This window comes from Companilactobacillus muriivasis (assembly GCF_036246245.1).
In the GTDB taxonomy this organism is placed as follows: domain Bacteria; phylum Bacillota; class Bacilli; order Lactobacillales; family Lactobacillaceae; genus Companilactobacillus; species Companilactobacillus muriivasis.
In genome coordinates, this window is sequence record NZ_BTTQ01000002.1 from 57691 (window position 1) to 80736 (window position 23046).

The 23046-nt window shown below is 36.5% G+C and carries 20 protein-coding genes and 1 other annotated feature; of the genes, 15 read left to right on the forward strand and 5 right to left on the reverse strand.

Annotated features, from left to right (window positions below):
* The first annotated feature begins 373 nt into the window (after positions 1–373).
* From AAA923_RS03110 to AAA923_RS03155, 10 genes are all read left to right on the forward strand, one after another.
* Positions 374–1477 carry a lactate oxidase gene (locus AAA923_RS03110; RefSeq protein WP_338214497.1) on the forward strand — a complete coding sequence of 368 codons (1104 nt, stop codon included), beginning with the start codon at positions 374–376 and terminating at the stop codon, positions 1475–1477.
* A 216-nt stretch (positions 1478–1693) separates the two neighbouring features.
* Positions 1694–3454, forward strand: coding sequence for an ABC transporter ATP-binding protein (locus AAA923_RS03115; protein ID WP_338214498.1), 1761 nt, complete (start codon positions 1694–1696; stop codon positions 3452–3454).
* Complete coding sequence (locus tag AAA923_RS03120) at positions 3444–5243, forward strand: ABC transporter ATP-binding protein (RefSeq protein ID WP_338214499.1); 1800 nt, start codon at positions 3444–3446, stop codon at positions 5241–5243. The genes AAA923_RS03115 and AAA923_RS03120 overlap by 11 nt, the downstream gene beginning before the upstream one ends.
* A gap of 99 nt (positions 5244–5342) precedes the next feature.
* Positions 5343–6209, forward strand: coding sequence for a DUF3737 family protein (locus AAA923_RS03125; RefSeq protein ID WP_338214500.1), 867 nt, complete (start codon positions 5343–5345; stop codon positions 6207–6209).
* Positions 6210–7379, forward strand: a complete 1170-nt coding sequence (locus AAA923_RS03130; RefSeq protein WP_338214501.1) for a MalY/PatB family protein — start codon at positions 6210–6212, stop codon at positions 7377–7379.
* A gap of 155 nt (positions 7380–7534) precedes the next feature.
* Positions 7535–8977, forward strand: coding sequence for a glycoside hydrolase family 1 protein (locus AAA923_RS03135; RefSeq protein ID WP_338214502.1), 1443 nt, complete (start codon positions 7535–7537; stop codon positions 8975–8977).
* The gene (locus AAA923_RS03140) at positions 8964–10262 is read left to right on the forward strand and encodes a PTS sugar transporter subunit IIC (RefSeq protein WP_338214503.1); all 1299 of its coding nucleotides are present in this window, start codon (positions 8964–8966) and stop codon (positions 10260–10262) included. The genes AAA923_RS03135 and AAA923_RS03140 overlap by 14 nt, the downstream gene beginning before the upstream one ends.
* Before the next feature lie 41 nt (positions 10263–10303).
* Positions 10304–11611: an HTH domain-containing protein gene (locus AAA923_RS03145; protein ID WP_338214504.1), complete on the forward strand. Its 1308-nt coding sequence runs from the start codon at positions 10304–10306 to the stop codon at positions 11609–11611.
* A 311-nt stretch (positions 11612–11922) separates the two neighbouring features.
* The gene (locus tag AAA923_RS03150) at positions 11923–12567 is read left to right on the forward strand and encodes a nicotinate-nucleotide adenylyltransferase (protein WP_338214505.1); all 645 of its coding nucleotides are present in this window, start codon (positions 11923–11925) and stop codon (positions 12565–12567) included.
* Between the two features lie 138 nt (positions 12568–12705).
* A complete protein-coding gene (locus AAA923_RS03155) occupies positions 12706–14430 on the forward strand; it encodes a collagen-binding domain-containing protein (protein WP_338214506.1) in 1725 nt (574 codons plus the stop codon).
* Positions 14431–14449: 19 nt separating this feature from the next.
* On the opposite strand, the gene AAA923_RS03160 is transcribed toward AAA923_RS03155, so the two are convergent.
* The 3 genes from AAA923_RS03160 to AAA923_RS03170 all read right to left on the reverse strand — a co-directional run bounded on the left by AAA923_RS03160 (position 14450) and on the right by AAA923_RS03170 (position 16558).
* The gene (locus AAA923_RS03160) at positions 14450–14995 is read right to left on the reverse strand and encodes a nucleoside/nucleotide kinase family protein (RefSeq protein ID WP_338214507.1); all 546 of its coding nucleotides are present in this window, start codon (positions 14993–14995) and stop codon (positions 14450–14452) included.
* Positions 14996–15068: 73 nt separating this feature from the next.
* Positions 15069–15758: a hypothetical protein gene (locus AAA923_RS03165; RefSeq protein ID WP_338214508.1), complete on the reverse strand. Its 690-nt coding sequence runs from the start codon at positions 15756–15758 to the stop codon at positions 15069–15071.
* Between the two features lie 83 nt (positions 15759–15841).
* On the reverse strand, positions 15842–16558 hold the full coding sequence (locus tag AAA923_RS03170; RefSeq protein ID WP_338214509.1) for an alpha/beta hydrolase: 717 nt from the start codon (positions 16556–16558) through the stop codon (positions 15842–15844).
* Between the two features lie 406 nt (positions 16559–16964).
* Positions 16965–17197: a binding site (T-box leader), on the forward strand.
* 59 nt (positions 17198–17256) lie between these two features.
* Here AAA923_RS03170 and asnS point away from each other — a divergent pair.
* The 4 genes from asnS to AAA923_RS03190 all read left to right on the forward strand — a co-directional run bounded on the left by asnS (position 17257) and on the right by AAA923_RS03190 (position 19971).
* Entirely contained in the window at positions 17257–18648 is a 1392-nt protein-coding gene (gene asnS, locus AAA923_RS03175) for an asparagine--tRNA ligase (RefSeq protein WP_338214510.1), read from the forward strand.
* 310 nt (positions 18649–18958) lie between these two features.
* On the forward strand, positions 18959–19276 hold the full coding sequence (locus AAA923_RS03180; protein WP_338214511.1) for a PadR family transcriptional regulator: 318 nt from the start codon (positions 18959–18961) through the stop codon (positions 19274–19276).
* Positions 19269–19829, forward strand: a complete 561-nt coding sequence (locus AAA923_RS03185; RefSeq protein ID WP_338214512.1) for a DUF1700 domain-containing protein — start codon at positions 19269–19271, stop codon at positions 19827–19829. The genes AAA923_RS03180 and AAA923_RS03185 overlap by 8 nt, the downstream gene beginning before the upstream one ends.
* On the forward strand, positions 19810–19971 hold the full coding sequence (locus tag AAA923_RS03190; protein ID WP_338214513.1) for a hypothetical protein: 162 nt from the start codon (positions 19810–19812) through the stop codon (positions 19969–19971). Before AAA923_RS03185 ends, AAA923_RS03190 begins: the two co-directional genes overlap by 20 nt.
* A gap of 51 nt (positions 19972–20022) precedes the next feature.
* Here AAA923_RS03190 and AAA923_RS03195 read toward each other — a convergent pair whose 3' ends face one another.
* Complete coding sequence (locus AAA923_RS03195) at positions 20023–21021, reverse strand: tRNA dihydrouridine synthase (protein ID WP_338214514.1); 999 nt, start codon at positions 21019–21021, stop codon at positions 20023–20025.
* Positions 21022–21151: 130 nt separating this feature from the next.
* A complete protein-coding gene (locus tag AAA923_RS03200) occupies positions 21152–21763 on the reverse strand; it encodes a histidine phosphatase family protein (protein ID WP_338214515.1) in 612 nt (203 codons plus the stop codon).
* 263 nt (positions 21764–22026) lie between these two features.
* Here AAA923_RS03200 and AAA923_RS03205 point away from each other — a divergent pair, with 263 nt between their 5' ends.
* Positions 22027–23022: a tRNA dihydrouridine synthase gene (locus tag AAA923_RS03205; protein WP_338214516.1), complete on the forward strand. Its 996-nt coding sequence runs from the start codon at positions 22027–22029 to the stop codon at positions 23020–23022.
* Positions 23023–23046 lie beyond the last annotated feature (24 nt).

Here is a 23046-nt window from a genome sequence, read left to right on the forward strand (position 1 = left end):
GTGAAGTAGTATTAAATGTTTCATACATACAGAAGTATCAAGGCATTTCAATCAACGAATACATTAGTCTCCGGTTGGCAGAATTTCACCAGCAGTGAAAGTAATATAAGGACGTAAGTCCTTATATTACAGGACGACTTTTGAGACGCGGTTTTCGGCTCAAAATCGAGGCTCGAGACCGTACTGTGGCTCGAACCGGTCCCACAGCAGGTGAAAATTCTGCCAACCGGAGACGGCAAAAAAAGTATAAAATAAATTATTTCATGATTATTAAAAAACAAATTGATATTTTTGGAACAAATCTCAGCATAATTTACAATTGTAGGTTAAACTAATCCTGTTAATAAATTAAAAAATAAAGGATGGGATTCCGATGAGTAATAAAAAGTATGAAGCAAGTACTGCTGAGAACCATATTGATATTGTAAATTTAGCTAGTCTTGAGGCTAGAGTTAAAGATCATATGAGTAACGAAAAGGGTGCTTTCGGCTATATTAGCGAAGGTGCTGAAGATGAATGGACTAAGAAACAAAATACAGAAGCTTTCAATAAGAAACAAATTATGCCACGTGTTATTCAAGGTATCGATCACGCTGACTTGAGTACTCAAATATTTGGTATTGATTTGAAATCTCCTATTATTCAAGCTCCATCAGCTGCTCATGGTTTGGCTCACGCAAAGGGTGAAACTGATACAGCTAAAGGTGTTGCCGCTGCTGGTTCAATCTACTCAATCAGTACATACGCAAGTACATCAGTTGAGGATGCTGCTGCCGCTGCTCCAGATGCACCAATGTTTTTCCAATTGTATATGAGTAAAGATGACAAGTTCAACGAGTTCTTAATCAAGAAGGCTGTTAAAGCAGGTGCTAAAGCTATTATTATGACAGTTGATTCAACACTTGGTGGTTATCGTGAAGCCGATGTCATCAACAAGTTCCAATTCCCACTACCAATGCCAAACTTGGCTGGATATTCAGCTGGTGACGGTGAAGGTAAAGGTATTGGCGAAATTTATGCTTCTGCTAAACAAGGTATCGTACCAACAGATATCCAAAAGATTAAAGATATGTCAGGACTACCAGTCTTTGTTAAAGGTATTCAATCACCAGATGATGCTGCATTAGCAATTGAATTCGGTGCCGATGGTATCTGGATTTCTAACCATGGTGGCCGTCAACTAGATGGTGGACCAGCTTCATTCGATATGCTTCCATATATCGCTGAAGTAGTTAACAAGCGAGTACCAATCGTCTTTGATAGTGGTGTTCGTCGTGGTGAACATGTATTTAAGGCATTGGCTAGCGGTGCTGATCTAGTTGCTTTAGGTCGTCCAATTATTTATGGATTGAACTTGGGTGGTGCTCAAGGTGTTACAGATGTTATCGAACACTTGAACATGGAACTTTCAATCACTATGCAACTTGCAGGTACTAAGACAATTAATGATGTTAAAAATACTAAGTTGATTGGCTAACCTTGTGAAATATTTGTAGTAGGTTATCAACTAGCAACATGTGTATTAAACAAATGAAATACTAAAAAAAGACGATTTTCCAGTTCAAAACTGAGAAAATCGTCTTTTCTTTCTAATTAGATTAAAAAAGTTTAATATAAGTAGGTGCTAACAGCCACTTTTTTAATAATAAGTAGTAAAGTATTAGCTAGGCACATTTTTGAGGTGGTGAGATTTATGGGGATTTTTACAAGATTAGGTTGGTTTTTTAAAAGACAATGGAAACAATATTTAGTCGGAGTTGTTGCTTTACTATTGGTTGCTATTTGTAACGTTATACCACCACGAATCGTTGGTAATGTTGTAGATAGTGTCAGTAGAAAAAACTTAACACTGAAATATTTGACCATTAATATGGTCATTTTGTTTGTTGTGGCAATTTTACAATATTCATTGCGCTTTCTTTGGCAAAAGATGATTTATGGAAGTTCCTTTGTTTTGGAACGTGAGTTGCGTAGTCGACTTTTTCGCCACTTTATGAAGATGGATTCGACTTTCTATCAAAAATGGCGAACCGGTGATTTAATGGCACATGCAACTAATGATATTGATGCGGTTAGGTCAGTCGCTGGACCAGGTATTCTGACTTTAGCTGATTCGATTATTACTGGGTCTTCAATGATCTTAGCAATGGGATTTTTGATTGATTGGAAGATGACTTTGATGGCAGCGTCGCCTTTGTTGCTATTAGGGGTAATGGCGCGAATCCTAGGTACCAAAATTCATAATGCCTTTAAGGATTCACAGGCTGCATTTTCAAGCATTAATAATAAGACACAAGAGAGTGTCGTGGGAATTAAGGTCTTAAAGTCTTTAGGACAAGAAAAGGAAGATGTTGCTGACTTTAATGAATATGTTCATAAAAATATTAAAGCTAATAAAAAGACATATCGACTTGACGCAATGTTTGATCCACTAACAACCATTATCATGGGTATTTCTTATATGGTAATTATTATTCTTGGAGGGATGAATGTCCTTCATAAAAATATTACGATTGGGCAATTAGTTTCATTTATTTCTTATATGGCTAATTTGGCTTGGCCAATGTATGCGGTCGGAAGTCTGTTCAATTTATTGGAACGTGGCTCAGCTAGTTATGATCGAATTATGGATTTGTTATCCGAAAAATCATCATTGGTTAAAGCGACGAATGCTTTAACAACAGTTCCTGGTGGAGAAATCGATTTTGAAATTAAGCGATTCCACTATCCTGATGATAATGCGATTGCTTTGCATGATGTTAACTTCAAATTAGGAGTTGGAAAAACACTCGGAATTGTTGGTCCAACTGGTGGTGGTAAATCAACTATTATTGGTCTCTTGATGCGTGACTTTGATCACTATGATGGAGATATTAAAGTTGGCAATATTGATATCCGCAAATATGAGATTAACAGTTATCTCGATATCATTGGTTATGTTCCACAGACTAACTTCTTATTTTCAACTAATATTCGTGATAATGTTCGGTTTGCCAATATTACAGCTTCGCAGTCAGATGTTCAAAAAGCTAGTTTTATTGCTGATTTAGACAGTGATATTCAACAGATGCCAGATGGTTACGATACACAAGTTGGTGAATTAGGAGTCTCACTCTCTGGCGGTCAGAAACAACGTTTAGCAATTGCACGAGCAATGTTGAGTGATCCCAAATTATTGATTTTGGATGATTCATTGTCCGCAGTTGACTCAAAAACTGAACGTAATATTGAAATACAAATTGCCAAAGAACGCCAAAATGGGACAACAATTATTGCTGCTAGTCGACTAAGCTCTGTCGAAAATGCTGATGAAATTATTGTCGTTGATGGTGGAACTATCGTTGAGCAAGGTACACATCAAGAGCTCTTGAATCAACCTGGATGGTATGCGCAAACCTTTAATTTACAAACGAAAAATACTGAAATTGAGGGGAGGCTAGATCATGAAGAATGATGTTAAGGACACTTTGGCAAGAATCCATGCATTGAGTGGCAAAGAACGACGAACGATAATGAAACAACTCTTTGGTTTTGCTAAGTATTTTAAATTTCAATTTGGAATTTCAATTTTCTTTGCACTTTTATTGAGTGTTATCAATGTTTTGTTACCACGTATGTTGCAGTATTTCATGGATCATTATTTGACTAATATGAGTACTAACATGCAAATGATTTTAGTTTTCGCGGCAGTTTATGCGATTGCAACTGTTTTGAAAGCTATTACGCAATTTGTTCAGATCTTCTTCTTTTCAATGGGGGCCGAACGAACTTTGGAAAAAATCCGAAGTGATATTTTTGCTAAGATTCACACATTAAGCTTGAGCTATTTTGATAAAACTCCAGCCGGATCAATTGTTTCACGAGTCACTAATGATACAAAAACTTTATTTGATTTCTGGTATCTCTTTTTATGGATTATTGTCGCAGCTTTTTCAATGATTTCAGCCTTTATCGCTATGGTTTCAGTTAATCTATATTTAGCTTTGGCAACAGCATTATTTGTTTTAGCTTTGTATTTCTTAGTTTGGTTGTATCAAAGATTAAGTTCCAAGATTTATCAAAATTTACGTGAGTATTTGAGTCAGATTAATACTAAATTGAACGAATCGTTAATGGGTATTAGTATCATCCAGCAATTTGGTCAACAAAAACGAATGACTAATGAATTTGAGAATCGTAATGGCGCTTATTTCTTAATGCGAAATAAGATGATCAATATCAATGCGTTGCTACTTTATCCAACGATTAGTTTGATGTTTGCATTAGCAGAAGTAGTGTCATTGAGTGGATTTGGAATAGAAAGTACGCATGTCTTGGTACAGGCTGGTGTAATTTACGCCTTCTTGTCATATCAAGAGAATTTCTTCAATCCACTTTCAGATGTAATGAATTTCTTGTCATTTTTCCAGGACGGAATGATTGCCGGATATCGATTGTTACACCTGTTCGATAATCAAGAGACGGCTCCACAACAAAATGAGTCCAGTTTAGCAACGATTACTGAAGGTAAGATTGAATTCAAACATGTTACTTTCGCTTATGAACCAGGAGTACCAGTCCTAAAAGACGTTTCATTTGTTGTACAACCTGGTCAGACAGTTGCTTTTGTCGGTCATACGGGTAGTGGTAAGAGTTCGATCATTAATATTATGCTGCGCTTTTACGAATTTGGTGAAGGTCAGATTTTGATTGATGATCATGATATTCGTGACTATTCAACCCAAGAATTACGTAAAAAAATGGGGCTAGTTATTCAAGAACCTTATCTTTTCTATGGTGATATTGCTAAGAATATTCGAATGTTTGACAACAAGATTACTGATGAACAAATTGAACAAGCTGGTAAATTTGTTGATGCTGATGGCTTTATTCAGAATTTACCAGGAAAATATCATGCAAAAGTTAGTGAACGAGGGGCTAGTTTTTCAACAGGCCAACGTCAATTGATTTCTTTTGCTAGAACGATTGTCCGTAATCCTAAGATTTTGATTTTGGATGAGGCAACTGCCAATATTGATCCCCAGACTGAGCAAAGTATTACCGTAGGGATGTCGAAGATGCGTGATGATCGGACGACGATTGCGATTGCCCATAGATTATCAACGATTCAAGATGCTGATCAAATTCTAGTTTTGAATCATGGGCAGATTATTGAACGTGGTACGCATGAAGAATTATTGGCTAAAGGCGGTCATTATGCAGAGCTATATGCCTTGCAGTCGGCTGATGCAACGCAAATATAACTTTTAGGCATGGTTAGGCATTCTGGATAAGTATTTAACATATTTGTGGTTCGTGAGTAAAATAACTCTTGAAAGAATAAATAAATTGGGAAGTATTTTATGAAAAAACAAATAAAAGAAAGTTATTTTGATGGCGAACGGCCATTATTTAAACAACATGACGAAGCTTTAATTGATACCACTTTTGGTAAAGGAGAATCTCCACTAAAAGAAACACATGATTTAGATTTGGATGATGTTATTTTTACTTGGAAATATCCATTGTGGTATTCAAAACATATCAAGGTTAATAACAGTATTTTTGAAACAATGTCACGTTCAGGTATTTGGTATACACACGATATTGAAATTAAAAATTCAGCTTTACAAGCACCAAAATTATTCCGTCGTGCTTCCGATATCAAATTAGAAAATGTTCATTTTTCTGATGCTGAGGAAACACTTTTGACTTGTAAGAATATTGATATGAAGGATGTTCAAGTTAACGGTAATTACTTTGGTAAAGATAGTGAGAATATCACGGCCGATAATTTGAATGTTGTAGGAAATTACGTGTTTGATGGTGCTAAAAATATCGAAGTTCACAACTCAACTTTCGTTTCTAAAGATGCTTTTTGGAATTGTGAGAATGTGACTGTTTATGATTCAAAAATCAGTGGTGAATATTTAGCCTGGAATACCAAGAATTTAACATTGATCAATTGTACGATTGAAAGTGACCAAGGTCTCTGTTATATCGATGGTCTTAAGATGGTCAACTGTAAAGTTTTGCGCACGGATTTAGCATTTGAATATTGCTCAAATATTGATGCCGATATCACAACTAATGTGATGAGTATCAAGAATCCAATCAGCGGTACGATTAAAGTTGGTTCAGTTGATAATATTATCTTTGATGATCCTGAAATTGATCCAAGTAAAACTGATATTCAAGTTAGCACTGATCTTTCACAAAGAGGTGCCTAAATGACATATGATTTCGAAACTTTGAATAAGAAACGTGCTGGAAATTCTGCCAAGTGGGATGTTAAAGCCAACGAATTGCCAATGACAATTGCCGATATGGATTTCAAAACCGCACCAGAAATCATTGTAGCTTTGCAAGAAAAAATTGCTATGGGATTATTCGGATATGAAGAGGTTCCTGCAGAATATTTCAAGGCCGTAGCCGATTGGTATGAAACAGAGCACAATGTTCGTCCTAAGGAAGACTGGATGATTTTTGCAACTGGAGTAGTGCCAGCACTTTCTTCAGCGGTTCGTCGTTTGACTTCGCTTGGGGACAACGTTTTAGTGCAGGCACCGGTTTATAACATTTTTTATAACTCAATCGTTAACAGTGGTCGCCATGTTATTTCAAGTGATTTAGTTTACGATAAAAATACGCATCAATATGCGATTGATTTTGCTGATTTGGAAAAGAAGTTGAGCAATCCACTAACGAATATGATGATTCTCTGCAATCCTCATAATCCAGTTGGAAAAATTTGGAGTGTGGATGAATTAACTCAGATTGCTAGTTTGTGTGCTAAGTATGATGTGAAATTGTTCAGTGATGAGATTCATGGTGATTTAACTTTGAATGACACGGGTTATAATCCGATCTTTGGTTTAGATGCCAAGTATTTGGATAATGTTGTCGTTGCTGTTTCACCAAGTAAAACTTTCAACGTTGCAGCAATGCACGCAGCAACTGTTATTGTTCCGAGTGAAAATCTTCGTGGACAAGTCAGTCGTGGTTTGAACAGTGAAGAATTGGCCGAACCAAATTTTGTTGCCATTCCAGGAACGATTGCAGCTTATACTCAAGGTCACGCATGGCTTCAGGCTTTAAAAGATAAATTACGTGCTAATCGAAAATTAGTTTTAGATTTCATCGAAAAAAATATTCCTGAAGTTAAATGGGTTGAAGGTGAGGCAACATACCTATTGTGGTTTGATGTTGCTGAAATTACTGAAGATGCTAATGAATTAGCTGAATTTATCCGCCAAGATAGTGGCTTGATTGTAACGCCCGGTTCAGTTTATGGTGGGGATGGTCAACGCTTTATTCGGATGAATATTGCTAGTCCAACTGAAATGATTCAAGATGGTTTAGATAGATTAAATAAATCAATTCATGATTATCAGAAATAAAAAAGAATAATAATTAAATGGCTCATCAATCTTCATTGATTGGTGAGTCATTTTTTTAATGTCATCTTTTTCCTGATGTACTAGAAAAAGCAGATATTGTTGAGAAGTGGCTCCTGCAACATAATTGATTTATAAATTGATTGGGAGATGTTCACATGGAATTGAAAACGCTATCGGAATTTCCAAAGGATTTTTTATGGGGAGCTGCAATTTCTTCGTTTCAGGCAGAAGGCGATTGGAAAAAAGATGGTCAGGGCCCATCTGTAATCGATCAAACGCGTAAGGAAGCTAATACAACTAGTTTTGATGATGGCGTTGATTTTTATCATCGTTATCATGAAGATATCAGATTGATGAAGGAATTGGGACTAAAAGCTTTTCGATTATCTATTTCTTGGACTAGAGTTTTTCCCACAGGTAACGGCAAGCCTAATTTGGCAGGAATTGAGTTTTATAAAAATGTTATTCAAGAGTTAAAACAAAATGGCATTGAGCCAATCGTTACAATCTATCATTTTGACTATCCAACAAAATTGGTTGAACAGTATGGTGGCTGGCTTTCCAGAAAGAGTATTCGAGATTATGAGAATTATGCCACTTATCTTTTTAAGGAATTAGGTGACGAAGTTAAGTATTGGATTACGATTAATGAACAAGATCACGTGGTCAAAATGCCCGAGAGACTTGGTATTGGCGATGGAAAGGCTGACTTTAGCGATCACAAGCAGGAGGCTTATGTTGCTAATCATAATATGTGTGTGGCGTCTGCACGTGTGATTGCCAAGTGCCACCAGCTATTACCAAATACCAAAATTGGTCCAGCACTTTCTTACCAAGCTTATTATCCGGCGACGGATCAACCCGAAGATGTGTTAGCGGCTGATGATTTAGCAACTTTGACACAAAATTATATATTGGATTTACAGTGTCGAGGACACTATAACCCGATATTCAAAAAATATTTAGTTGATCGCGGTATTTTTCCAGATTTTCCAACGACTGATTTGGAGCTTTTAAAGGAAAATCGACCAGATTTTATTGGGATTAACTATTATTCAACTGATGATGTATCGTCTTTGAGTGCGCAACAAAATTTTGGAAAAACCGAAGGGCTACCAGTGCCAAACAAAGAATATGGCATTTACGCTAAGACTAAGAATCGCACATTACCGACAACTAAGTGGGGATGGACGATTGATAGCGTCGGATTAAGAATTGCGTTACAACGGCTTTATCATGACTATGAATTGCCTATTCTGATTACCGAAAATGGGTTTAGCAATGAAGAAAGTTTGGAAAAGCATGATGGCGTCACGACGGTGTCAGATTTAAAACGAATTTCATATTTACATGATCATATTAAAGCAGTTCACGAAGTCATTAGTAGTGGTATTCCGGTGTTGGGGTATTGCGTTTGGACACTCATGGATGTGATTAGTGGCCATAGTGGTATGAATAAACGATATGGCTTGATTTATGTCGATCGTGATAATGATGATTTAAAACAACTAAAACGAATCAAGAAAGCTAGTTTTTATTGGTATCAAAGTGTCATTAAAGCAAATACTGAGGAGGTTGGAGAAGATGGAATCGAATAGTTGGATGTCCAAGTTTCAGGCGGCAATGCAAAAATGGGTTGAACCAATTGCGGGGAAAATGAGTCAGAGTGTCATTTTGACTGCAATCAAAGAAGGGATGATTTCTTCATTACCTTTCTTAATTCTTGGCTCATTATTTAGTATTATTGTTAACTTTCCCTATGCGCCATTTGTCAATTGGTTGGCAGCAAATCATTTAACGAGTTACTTCAATTTGCCATACCAATTTACCATGAATAGTTTAGCGATTATCGTTGCCTATTTCACAACGCGTAGTTATTGTAAGAGTAAGCATGTTGATAATGTTATTCCTGCAATTTTATCAGTTATGAGTATTTTTATCTTAGCGCCACTCAAGATGATTAACATTAAAGGCGTAGCAACTCCATTCATTCCGTTTGATAACATTGGGGTTAAAGGGTTGTTCTTAGCACTGATTGTTTCAATTATTGTTGGTGAACTTTATAGCCGTATTATTAAAGCTAATTGGACGATTAAAATGCCTGACAGTGTTCCAACTACGATTGGCGATTCGTTCAAGTCGCTGGTTCCAGTTATCTTGATTGCAACACTGATGACCCTTATACGGTTTGCCTTTAGTTTCACCAGCTATGGTGATTTAAATAGTGCCATTTATACCTTGCTTCAAGTGCCTTTAGTTAAAATTGGAACCTCTCCATGGGCAATATTATTAGTTGTATTATTAAATAGTCTATTTTTCTTCTTTGGAATTCACTCAATGGCCATTAATTCGATCGTGATGCCAATTTTATACACACTAGATTTTCAAAATTTAGCAGCCTACCATGCAGGCCATGCTATTCCTAATATTATTACATGGCGGTTCTTTTACATGACAAGTAAGATTGGTGGTACCGGTTGTGCACTTGGTCTATGTATTTTCTTGGCTTTCTTTGCTAAATCTAAACAATTCAAGACACTCGGTCGAATTTCTTTACCAGCTGTAATCTTTAATACCGATGAACCAATTATTTTTGGTATGCCGATTGTTTTAAACCCAATTATGTTTATCCCATTTGTAGTTGCTCCTTTAGTAAGTTTTGGCGTCTCATACTTAGCAACGTTAGTTGGCTGGGTGAAACCAATTATTGGGTTGGCATTGCCAGAACAAACACCAGTATTGATCAATGGCTTTTTACAATCAGGTCCTGCGTTTGTTATACTTCAAATTGTGATGATAATTGTGACATCAATTATTTATTTACCATTTGCTAGAATTGCAGATAATCAGGCCTTAGCGCAAGAACAAGGTAATCAAGAATAGTGTGACACGGTGGTTTGACTGATGACGTGTCGCTGTGAGGGATGATGGTAGTGCTGAATCGTCAGCGACAAATTTTAACAGCTTTTAATCAAGAAGCTAATTATTTATCAAGTCAGCAATTGGCCGAAAAGTTTAATGTTTCATCAAGAACAATTACGAATGATATTCGAAGTATTAATGCTAATTTTTCGAGTCAATTAGTTATTTATGATAAAGAAAAGCGTGCTTATTTTGTTGAAGACTCTGCAAGATTGGTGAAGGTAGTTGCTTCTGAGGAATTCGGTGATGATCATTTAGCATTAGCAAAAGATTGGCCATTCTTAATCTTTTGGTATTTATATACTAAAGATGAACAATGTACGATTCAAGATTTAGAAGATACGCTACACATCTCAGTTTCGTTGATCAATCGAACGCTTAAAAAGTTGAAGACGGCCTGCCGTCCTTGGCACGTCAGGGTTCAAGGGAATAATCAAGGAATTATTTTGATTGGAAATCAGCTTTGGTTGGACTTTGCATTAGCACAATTATCGTTGCCACGGATTAATCGGCGAATTGATAATTCATATTTGAAATTGATTTTTAACAATCAGGTCAGTGAAGCACAATTAAAACGGCTATTAAAACAAATAGTCGATGGTTATTATCGGCTAACTGGAGTTTGGTTGCCAGATACTGAGTCGTATATTACCTTGATTTTTTACTTGCTATCGACTAATTTAAGTGATGTAAAAAACTTCGGTTGGCATGCGATGCCGGTTGAAAGACAGCAGTTTATTAAGGAATATTTACGATTATCACCGGTGAATAATGTCATGGAATTACATGGGGACTATCAAGCCTTTTTTGAAAAGTATAAAAATGATGAAAATGCAATCATGTCTTGTCTAGCTTTGACCAATTTTCAATACCATGAACAAGCGAGACTCAATGTTTACTTTCCAGTGCATGAAATAACTGCTGAGTTGAAACAGCCATGTCCATTTGCAATCTATGATATTGACCGACCATTAGTAAATCTTCTTAATGAGAGTACTTTGACTAACATTCAAAATAAAGTCAAAATCATTATTTATACTAACGATTTAGTTGCCGGCTATCGGTTACAGGCTCAATTGGCGGTTGTTTTACAACCACAAATTCCAATTATAATTTGTAATAATATGTTTAAATTAGATGAGTTGATACAACTGCATGAACATATCTTTTTCGTTTCTGATCAGCTTCGTATTCGCTCTAAGGAACTCTTAAATGAGATTAGTTTTTTTGAAATTCATACGCTCGATGATCCGAATAATTTAGCGGAATTTATTGAGGCAATTAGTCAAACAATTTATCAGGAAAAATAAAAGGAAACTCGAATTAATGATACGAAATTCGAGTTTCCTTTTTTTGCTAGTATGAGGATATTTACAAATCATTGGTATTTTTCAATCGATTTTCAAGTAAGCAGGCATCCATAATAACTGTTGGTTTATTACAGACTATGTCCAATCCAAGGGCTTTATCGGTGTAATTGTTGGTTTAATCTTTGTCTGTGATACGAGGTATATGATTGCGTTATATCAAGAAATTAAATCACAGAAACTTTCATCTCTCAAAAGAATCTAATAAAGGCTATAATAATAATTGAAAATAGTTATTCAAAGCAGGTGAATTTATGAATACTGCAGCATCAGTTATTACTAAAACCAAAGTCCAACCACAGCTGCAAACCAATGCTAAGAAGAAGCATGTTGGTATTCTCAGTGGTGCATTCAATCCGATTCATAATGGGCATTTGATGATTGCTGAACAAGTTTATGAACAGTTGGATCTCGACAAAATTTTATTTATTCCGGACAAAATTCCACCCCATCGTGGTATTAGTCGTTATATTCCGAAAGTTAGTGTCGATGATCGAATCAATATGGTCAAATTTGGAATTAGAGATAATCCCCATTTTGAGCTTGATATGACTGATATTGACCTCGGCGGTGTCAGCTATACGTATGAGACTATCAAGCATTTGAAGGAACGTAATCCGAATACTGAATATTATTTGATTGTTGGCTACGATATGGTCGAAAATTTGCCGAAATGGTCGCATATTGAGGAACTTGTGAAAGAAGTTCATTTCGTTGGTGTCTGTCGTAAAGGCTTTGAAAAAAAGTCTGATTACCCAGTTTTATGGGTCAATACACCAGTAATTGAGATTAGTTCGACTGTCATTCGTCAGCGTGTGCGTGAGGGTAAATCGCTCAAGTACTTTGTTCCTGATGACGTTGCTTGGTATATCAAAGATAAAGGAATCTATAAAAAATAATTTCAGCTCGTCGCAATTGATGTGACGGGCTTTTTTTGTACTTTCGGAATTTGTCTTGTGTTTAAAAGTGACAAACTTACAAGTAAATTTATAAAATGGAATTAGGTTAAGAAAGTCACAAATTGGGAGGTTGGCTTTATGAGGAAAAGAATTATTATGACTGCAACAGGGTTATCGATGGGGAGAATGTTAACCTTTGCAGTCGTTTATAAACCGCATGTATCGAGCTTGTCCAATACAGAAATGGTTTTGGCCGCCGCTGAAGAGAATCCAGAATTCATTCTTTATAATAATATGACATTAGTACCATATGATGCTAAGGATGGCGGGACTGTTGGAGATGACTTCGAAACAAATTCAAATAATTTATTGGACTATGTAGCAAATTTCCATATCTTTGCGAGACATGCCAATTTAGAAGCACATACTGGCGGAAATATGGCAGTTGAAAAAGTAACTGGAACAAATAATTTTGGTACAGCCGGAGATGGAACACATCTTCAAAGAGAAGTTTATTATATTCAGAATTTAGCTGAGTGTGCGAATAGTTCATTTATTACTAAGTCAGATGCAAGAGATAACAAGGCTGTATTTGGTAGTGAAATGACAATTCATACCGCTAATGATTTAAAAGAGGTTCATGTAAATAGTATTAAGATGGACCATTTAAGTCATGAAGAGGTGTATCAGGATAAAGAAAAAAATCAATATATTAACTTTAATCAAGCATTCTCTGTTTTAAATGATAAATCAAAGGAATTAGCTGGAAGAACTCCAGATACAAGTCTTAAAAATAGTGATTTGGGAGATCAAAATAAAAGAACTATTGATATTTCAAAATATGAAGAGGATGGAAAGCATGAAATTGTAATTAATTTGGCACCTGAAGTTTTGACATTGAATCGACCTTTAAATATTAATGATTTAATCGATGACAAATCTGGAACAACAATCATCATTAATGTTGATACTAATGGAGTAAAAAAATATGTTATGAGTTCGGAAATTAATCTGAATTATATGGGAAAAAATGGTAGCAGACCGAATCAAGTTACAGAGTTTTTTGAAGATAATAATTTACTATGGAATTTCTATGATAGTACTGCCAAAGATATGTTGTATAGGGGTGAAGTTGTTGTGGATCAAAGATTTTCAGGGAGTGTACTAGCCCCTGAAGCTACAATTACTGCAGAAAAAAATTTGGATGGAAATATCGTTGCTTCTAGAGTAAATATCAAAGCCCAAAGTCACAGATGGGATTTACAGGATACTAATGAAATTGAAGAGGAAGATATTGAAGTTCCAGGTGTTGAAACTCCAGATCCGCCAGATAAAGAAAATCCGGATCCACCGGAACCAGAAAATCCAGAGCCACAGCCTGAACCTGAACCAGAGCCAGAGCCAGAGCCAGAGCCAGAACCAGAGCCAGAACCAGATCCGGAACCACAACCCGAACCAGAAACACCTGACCCAGAAGATATTCCAGAAGTTCCAAACACACCAGATCCAGAGCTACCAGATTTACCAAACCTAGAAATCCCCGAGCCAGAACCAGAAGTAGATCCCGGTTTAACGCCAGAAACAGATTCATCAGCTGAAAGTCCATATATTGAAGAAGTTGATGAGAATGCAAATCCAAACAATCCTTTAATGGAGCCGGTAGTTGAAAGCATTGCCAGTCAAGATGCTCCATTGCCAAAGGAAAGTGCTGGAGAAATGATTACTAACGATACTAGTGACTCAAGTAGCTCATTACCAAAAACCTCGAATCGTGATACATTCAGATTCTTGGGAATGATTTTTGGAGTACTGTTAGCAATGTTTGGTTTTAAACGTAAAAAGAAGAAGGTAGATGTTGATTAAAAATAAAGGCCTTTCGCAGTCACTGCAAAAGGTCTTTTTTTGATGGAATAGTTTTTAAAACTAAATTTAATTTTTCATTCAATGACAGCGTTCCATCAATCACTAAATCAGCATCATTACTGACAAATTTATCATGATCAACAAAGATAGGGCGAGCAAAGTCGAGATAAGTTCTCATCCATGACATAATTTCATCAGTTGATTTATCTTGATAGTCGCGGGTAATCTGACGAGCCAAACAAATATCCAATGGAGTTTTAATATAAATCACTTTATCAATAAACGGCTTCAAAGTTTTATTCTTATATCCGAAAGGAAAATCAATCAGGATAAATGGATAATGATTATTAACTTTCTTCAAATCTGCCATTAAAGCACTAATGTCGTATTGATTAACTGCATCCTTTACTGGTGTATCAATTGGTGGCGCTGATGGAAGGGCATCAATATTATAATCGTCAAAAGAAATCACGAAACTATTTAATTTTTTATTTAGGGCATTGATTAAAGTTGTTTTACCACCACCTGTAACACCGCTAACAACGACAACATAACTAGATTTCAAATAATCATCTCATTTAATTTTTGAGTTGATTATATAGCTAATGGAAAAAAATAACACCCACAAAGGGATGTTATTAAGAATTGACTCGTTGACGTTCTGTTTGCATGTGCGTATCTGCCAACAATAATGTGTATGAGTTAACGCCGAAGAAAGCGATAATTACCATCAAGCCAGTTAGGAAAAATCCCAGGAACATGAATCCTAATCCTAGCAATAATCCAAAGACTGCGAAACAACGCATCATATTTTTTGAAATTGTTACCAAACTCTGTTCACTCTTAAAAGCATAGTGATAAATTGTATCAATTTTTTCAACGCGATTGTCGATTGGTTCAGCTTTATGAACTGCCAAAGTTAATTGATATGGTTCAAAGTCATCAACGATGCTGTCTTCGCCATACTCATCCGTGACAACCTTTTTATAGTTACCGCCGGCAATTGAAAGTGTAGGGTACGAATCTTGTGCTAAGGCCATTTTAAGACCCTTAGTCAAAGGAATTGTCCCAATATTAATGATTTTGGAATTCCAGAATCGTGCCAAGACGTAAACTGTGTTGTTAGTAACGTGCAAGTCGACGTCAGCAAGATCCAAATTCTCAAGTTGATAAATTTGAAAGATAAATTTATTCTTCAATATTTGTTTATTATTCAAACCCTCATAAATATCCTTCGGGTTAACATCGTGTACGTAATTGATATATTGTTCAATGAATGTTTTTGAATCAGCAGATAAATTGATATTTTTATTAATTAAGATAGTCATATTTCCCCCAAAAGATGTAACAACTAAACCCAGTATAACAAAAATGTATGCGCTTTTGTGGAAATCTATGAAAACGTTTTAGTTTATTCACTAATGCGGTGATTTAACCAATTTATTAATAATGTACTTATAATATTTTGCTGTTTCGCGTTGCTGATAGATGCAGCATTATCGCCAGACTGCTTGCCGTAGCTACCAAAGCCACCATGATTACCACCAGAAATCTGTTCATAAATAGTATTATTTGGCAGTAATTTTTTAGCTTTTTTATAATTGGTATAGTTTAAAACTCCGTCATTTGTTCCAGTTAGTGAGATAATTGGTACTTTTATTTCATGTAAATCACCTTTTTTTTCAGGATAACTTGCTAAAAGGAAGACTCCTTTGAGCTTTTTTGAATGATTTTTGGCATAACGACAAGCCATCGTGCCACCTAGGGAATGACCGCCGATAACGTAATCGGAATTGCCTTGTACCTTGGCTGCTGCATTAGCATTTAAGACAGCTAAGTCGAGTAGAAAACGAACGATATAAACGCTGTAACCCGCTTGTGCCACCTTGTTAGCCCAGATACTGTAACTCTTGGGATCAACTAAAGCACCCGGGTAAAAGATGACTTTAGGCTTGCTGTCATCACCAGAAAACTTGATGGTATTGTCTATAATCGTACTATTTTCCGCCGCAGAATTGGCTGCCGTGGATGGTTGATACTCCTTATTTTTGACCACAGCAAGCATGATTAACACCAGTGCGAGAAGTGTAATGACAATGCCAAGTAGCCATTTTACTGATTTTTTCATAATTTAAACCCCGATCCTAAAATATCTATATAAAAACGTATGTGTTAGTTGATAATCTGATACTAATGTTTCGTTGTCTAAAGTAATCTGGCTATAAATATATTTGTATACTTTTACATTCAATTTTTACCGGATTAACTAGTCGGAAGAGCTGGGAAATATTTGTGTGCCGTGGTAGTGGTATAAGGACGGGAAATTTTTCCCGTCCTTATACCACCGGGCGTGTTTGGAGACTTGACGAACTGTATCAAGGCTTCAAACCGAGGTTCGAGACCGTACTTTGGCTCGGGCCGTACCGCACAGCTAGTGAATATTTCCCAGCTCTGGAGACGGGATCACCATACGTATATCAATATTGTACTTTACAACCTGTATAAAAATATGCTACATTTAAGAAAATTAATATGTTTTAGATATTAAAAGAAGGAGTACTATATACTTTATCCACAGGGAGTCAAGGGTAGTGAGAGCTTGGCGTGTCGGTATATACGAAAAACATCTTTGTTCTTCTAGCTGAAATTTCGAGAGTAGGTTTAGACGTCAACCAGTACGTTACAATTGGCAAGTATTTAATGTACTTTGAGGTGTTTTTTTATAAAAAACTTGGGTGGTACCGCGGAAAGATCTTTCGTCCCTTTTATTGGGGATGGAGGATCTTTTTTTCGTCTATAGTATTCCGAGAATATAAGGAGAAATCAATGCAAAACGTTTTAGTTAAAGATTTATACAAAAAAGAATTTGCTGACGGTGACCAAATCACTGTTTCTGGTTGGATTCGTACAATCAGAGGTTCAAAACGAGTTGGCTTTATTGAATTAAATGACGGTTCATTCTTTAAGAATGTTCAAGTTGTTATGACTAGCGATATGGAAAATTACGCTGAAGTTGTTAAGTTCCCAATCAGTACAACTATCAAGGTTGTTGGTGAATTGGCACTAACTCCTAAGGCACAACAACCTTTCGAAATTCACGCTACTGAAATTATTGAAGAAGGTGCTTCTGACGCCGATTATCCATTACAAAAGAAGGCTCACTCATACGAATTTATGAGATCAATTGCCCATTTGCGTCCTAGAACTAACACATTCTATTCAGTATTCCGTATCCGTTCACTAGCTGCTTTTGCTATCCACGAATACCTGCAACAACACGATTTCGTTTATGTTCACACACCAATCATCACTAGTTCTGATGCCGAAGGTGCCGGTGAAATGTTTGAAGTAACAACTTTGGACATGAACAACGTACCTAAGACAGACGATGGCAAAGTTGATTACAGTGAAGACTTCTTTAGAAAAGAAACTAACCTAACAGTTAGTGGACAACTGGAAGTTGAACCATTTGCTTTGGCATTTAGAAACGTTTATACATTCGGTCCTACATTTAGAGCTGAAAACTCACATACTGGTCGTCACGCATCTGAATTCTGGATGATTGAACCAGAAATGGCTTTCGCTGACTTGAAAGATGAAATGGATTGTTCAGAAGAGTTGTTGAAGTATGTTATTAACTACGTTATGGATCATGCTAAAGAAGAATTAGATTTCTTGAACGAAAACGTTGATAATACTTTGATTGACCGTTTGAAAGCTACAGCTGGCGAAGAATTTGCCCATGTAACTTATACTGACGCTATCGATATTTTGGAAAAAGCAACAGATGTTGAATTCGAAGTTAAACCTTACTGGGGACTTGACTTAGATTCAGAACATGAACGTTACTTATCAGAAAAAGTTTACAAGAAGCCAGTATTTATTACTGACTATCCAAAGGAATTCAAGGCATTCTACATGCGTGCTAATGAAGATGGCAAGACCGTTGCTGCAGCTGACTTGTTAGTTCCCGAAATCGGTGAATTAATTGGTGGTTCACAACGTGAGGAACGTCTTGATAAGCTAGAAGCAAGAATGGCTGAACTTGATATGAACGAAGACGACTACAAGTGGTACTTAGAATTACGTAAGTATGGTGGTACAGTTCACTCAGGTTTCGGTATTGGATTTGAAAGATTGATCATGTACATCACAGGTATGGAAAATATCAGAGATGTCATTGCTTATCCTAGAACACCAGGTAATGCTGAGTTTTAGAGAGTGGAGCAAGCCCGGGAATTTCCGAGCATTTGCATGACTTCACGAATTATCCGCAGAACTTTGCGGATGATTTGGGAAGTTAGGCAAAGCGGAAGAAATTGGCTTGTGGAACTCGTTTCAGTTAGAGAGCAGAACAAGGGAGGTCAGCTCCTGAGCGGAGGGAGTTGCCCTTGTGTAGCTCGTTTTAGAGCCACTGCCAATATATAATTATCAAATAGCTATCGAATTTAAAATATTCGATAGCTATTTTTTTATATTGACAAATAATACATCCTAATACATAATACTTTGTATAACGAGGTATAAAATGAATACACAATTAAAAAAGGGATTATTAGATATTTGCGTATTAGCCGAGCTAGAACGGAAGGAATCATATGGGTATGCCATTATCAATGATTTGGCACCGTTGATTGAAGTATCTGAATCAACATTGTATCCAATTTTAAAGCGACTTCTGGCGAAAAAGGCGATTACGACTAAAAGCAAAATTCACAATAATCGTGTGCGAAAATATTATCAAATAACTGATGTTGGTCGGCAGGAAATTGCTGAATTTGTTGGCGAATGGGGTCAAGTTGAAAAAATTATTGGTTTTATAAAAGGGGCAGAGATTGATGAATAAACAAATTTTTTTAAAGACATTAAAAAAGCAATTACAAAAATTTGGTGTTAAGAATGCTGATGATTATCTCGATTATTATTCAGAATATTTGGATGATTTAATTGAAAATGGTGCTACTGAAACTGAGGCGGTTGAAAAGGTCGGTGGGGTCAAAAAAGTATTGGTAGAAATTATTTCAGACAATGATGTTGAAATACCACAGACGAGTGATCGTTTGAAGAGTGCGTTGTTGATTGGATCATTGCCAGTTTGGGGACCACTTTTGTTGGCAGCATACTTAGTGCCAGTCCTTTTATTATTTGCAGTTTTACTCATTGCCGTAAGTTTCGTTATCGCTGGTGGATGGATACTGGTTGGTAGTTTCGTCGTAATGTTTAAAGTAGGCTTGCTATACGGTGGTTTTCAACTCGGCATCGGCTTATTATTCTTAGGTGGCTCATTATTGGTAGAACAACTTTTTGTGTATTTAACTCAGAAACTTTTCAATTTTAATAGATATCTATTTAGAAAATTTAATGTTAGGAGAATTAAAAATGGACTTGTTAAAAATTAATTCAAAAATTATTTTTTGGGGAACAATTCTTATCATAGTTGGAATTGTACTTGTGTTAGCAACACTATTCAGTCTGAACTTTGATATCAGTGCTTTAATTGGCCATGGTGGTAGCTGGTATGCTCCGATTAAATGGAACTAAGATAGCAAAAAAGGTTTCGTAAGTATAATTCAAACTTACGAAACCTTTATTTTATTTCAAATATTTATCTTTCTCAGCCAAAATCTTTCTAACATCGTCAGTAGATTTAGTATCCATCATCGCATTTCTCAAGTCAGTTGCTCCCAATTCTGGACGAGCATAAATCTTGAAGAAACGCTTGAGTGAAGGGAAACGTGGCATGTCATAATGCTTAGAAAAATCATCAAAGAGGTTTAACTGCATTTGTAGCAAATCCAATAATTCATCTAGTGAATGTTTCTTTGGTTCTTTTTCAAAAGCAAATGGATTAGCGAAAACACCACGACCAATCATGATGCCATCCAATCCGGGATGCTGTTTCGCTAGTTTCAAACCAGCTTGATAGTCCGAAATGTCACCGTTGATTTGAATCAAAGTTTCTGGCGCAATTTCATCACGCATTTTAATCATGTCGTCAATTACTTCGAGGTGAGCAGGAACTTTACTCATTTCCATTTTAGTACGCAAATGAACAGTTAAGACGTCAACGTGTTGCTCTAATAGGAAAGGAATCCAATCTTTGAATTCTTCAACTTTACTGTAACCAAGTCGAGTTTTGGCACTGACAGCCAGATCAGAAGTTTTAGCAGCTGCAATCACTTCTTGAGCCCATTGATGATTTCTGATTAAGTCGCTGCCACCATGATTTTTAATGACAGTCCCATCAGGACAGCCCATATTGATGTCAATAGCTTCAAAACCTTGCTCTTTCAAAGAGACAGAAGCTTTTTCAAAGTCTTCTGCCTCATTGCCCCAAAGTTGAACTACTGGACGTTTTTTCTCGCGTGAATCAACGTAAAGTCGACCGTGAACAGGAAATTTGGTATTTGGATCAGTGATACTTTTCGCATAGACGAATTCACTGAAGAATGTGTCTGGTGGGCAAGCATGAGTGATGACTTGGCGGAAGACCGTGTTACTGACGGCTTCCATTGGTGCCATTGTGAAGAAGGGACGATGTTCTGATTTTGCTTGGGCTGAAATTGTTGGCCAAAATGTTGATTCTGTCAAACTGAATTACCTCTTTATTTGTTTAAAAGTGTTTTTTTCGTATCCTTATATACTACTAGTTTATGGCCTTAGAATCTAATGATTGATTTAAAAAAAGATACCTCACGAATTGAGATATCTTCATAATATTTTATTTAATATTTTCTAGACGACCATAATAAGCTAAATAAGGTCGGTGACTGGCGTTTGAAATCTTGATTTTTGTAACACTGGCATTGTCGGGCTCAACAATATCTTCAATATCTGGAGCTTTCGTAACCAATTTGACGAATGAACGCGTAACGAAACCGTGGCAAACAATCATAATTTTCTCGTCACCTTTGTTTTTCATATCGTTGATAAAGTCTTGAACACGTGCCCAAACTGTTTGATATGATTCACCATTTTTGGCGTATTTAATGTAGTCTTCTGTGATATAACCATTTTCGTCAAAGCCATCGGGATGCTTGTCGACTACTTCATCAACGGGAAGCCCGTCCCATGAGCCATAGTTAATTTCAGCTAGACGGTTATCAAGTTGAATTTCATGAACACCTTGATTCAAAATTTCAGCCGTTTCAACAGCACGTTTCAAAGGACTTGAATAAACTTCATCAAAGTCGTGGATATCGAGATGTTCTTTCAAATAGTTAACTTGGTTTCTACCAGTTTCGTTTAAGTCTAAATTAGTCGCAAAACCATTGATCTTTCCTTGATGATTGGTGTCAGTTTCACCGTGTCTGACAATATATAATTCAACCATAATTGTCCCCCTTAAATATATGAGTTTAGTATTTCATTAATCCGCTTACATTGCAAACCTAAAAAGGATTTTATCCCGATTTGAGATAAAATCCTTTGATAATTAAATTCGATATATCACTACCACGGCACACAAATATTTCCAGCTCTGGAAACGACATGCTTCAATAAACTGTGATAAACTAGGCGAAATACTTGCTAATCTAGCATCATAATCGGTATAGTAATTAGTATTGTAATTAATTTTTGATTGGAAGTGAGAATGTGACCCAGTCAGCATACTGGAATCGCATCGCAGAAAAAGCTAAGAAGGAGAATCGTCCTTTCTTTAGTTTGGCACCGATGGAGGCTGTAACCGGATCAGTTTTTCGCCGTGTTGTTATGAAAGCTGCGGCACCGGATAATTTTTATACTGAATTTACGAATGCCTTGAGTATCACGCATCCTTTGGCTAAAGAGGCTACTAAAGGGCGTTTATATATCGACCCTAAAGAAGATCCTAAGCCTATTGTGCAATTGTGGGGTAACTCAGGTGAGGACTTTGCTAAAGCCGCTAAAGAGGTTGCTAAGCAAGGTTATGAAGCAATTGACATCAATACTGGTTGTCCAGATATTGCGGTTATCAAAAACCACAGTGGTAGCGATTTGATTCGTCATTTTGACACAACTAAAGAAATCATCGAGGGCGCTCGTCAAGGCGGTTTGCCTGTCAGTGTGAAAACTCGTTTGGGTTACAGTGAATTGAACGAAATGGAAACTTGGATTCCGTTTCTTTTGAAGCAACAAATACCTGTTTTGACTGTTCATGTCAGAACTCGTGAGGAAATGAGTAAAGTTCCCGCACACTATGAGTTGATTGATGAACTCGTTCAGATGCGTGATACTTATGCACCTGATACTTTGTTGCAAATTAATGGTGATATTGAAGATTATCAAGCAGGTATCAAATTGGCAAATGAACATCCTGGTGTTGATGGTATTATGATTGGCCGTGGAATTTTCATGAACCCTTATGCCTTTGAAAAAGTACCGCAGGAACATTCAAGTCACGAGTTGTTAGGTTTATTGCGTTATCAATTGGACCTATACGATCAATTCGTTGCTATGGGAATCCCTGGTCACTTTGCGCCACTACAACGTTTCTTTAAGATTTACGTTCGTGGGATGAAAGGTGCTTCAGCGATTCGAAATGATTTAATGCAAACTAAAACGACTGATGAGGCCAGAGCAATTGTTGACCGCATCGATCCTGGTGAATAAATTAAAAATAGCTCAAGTAATCCA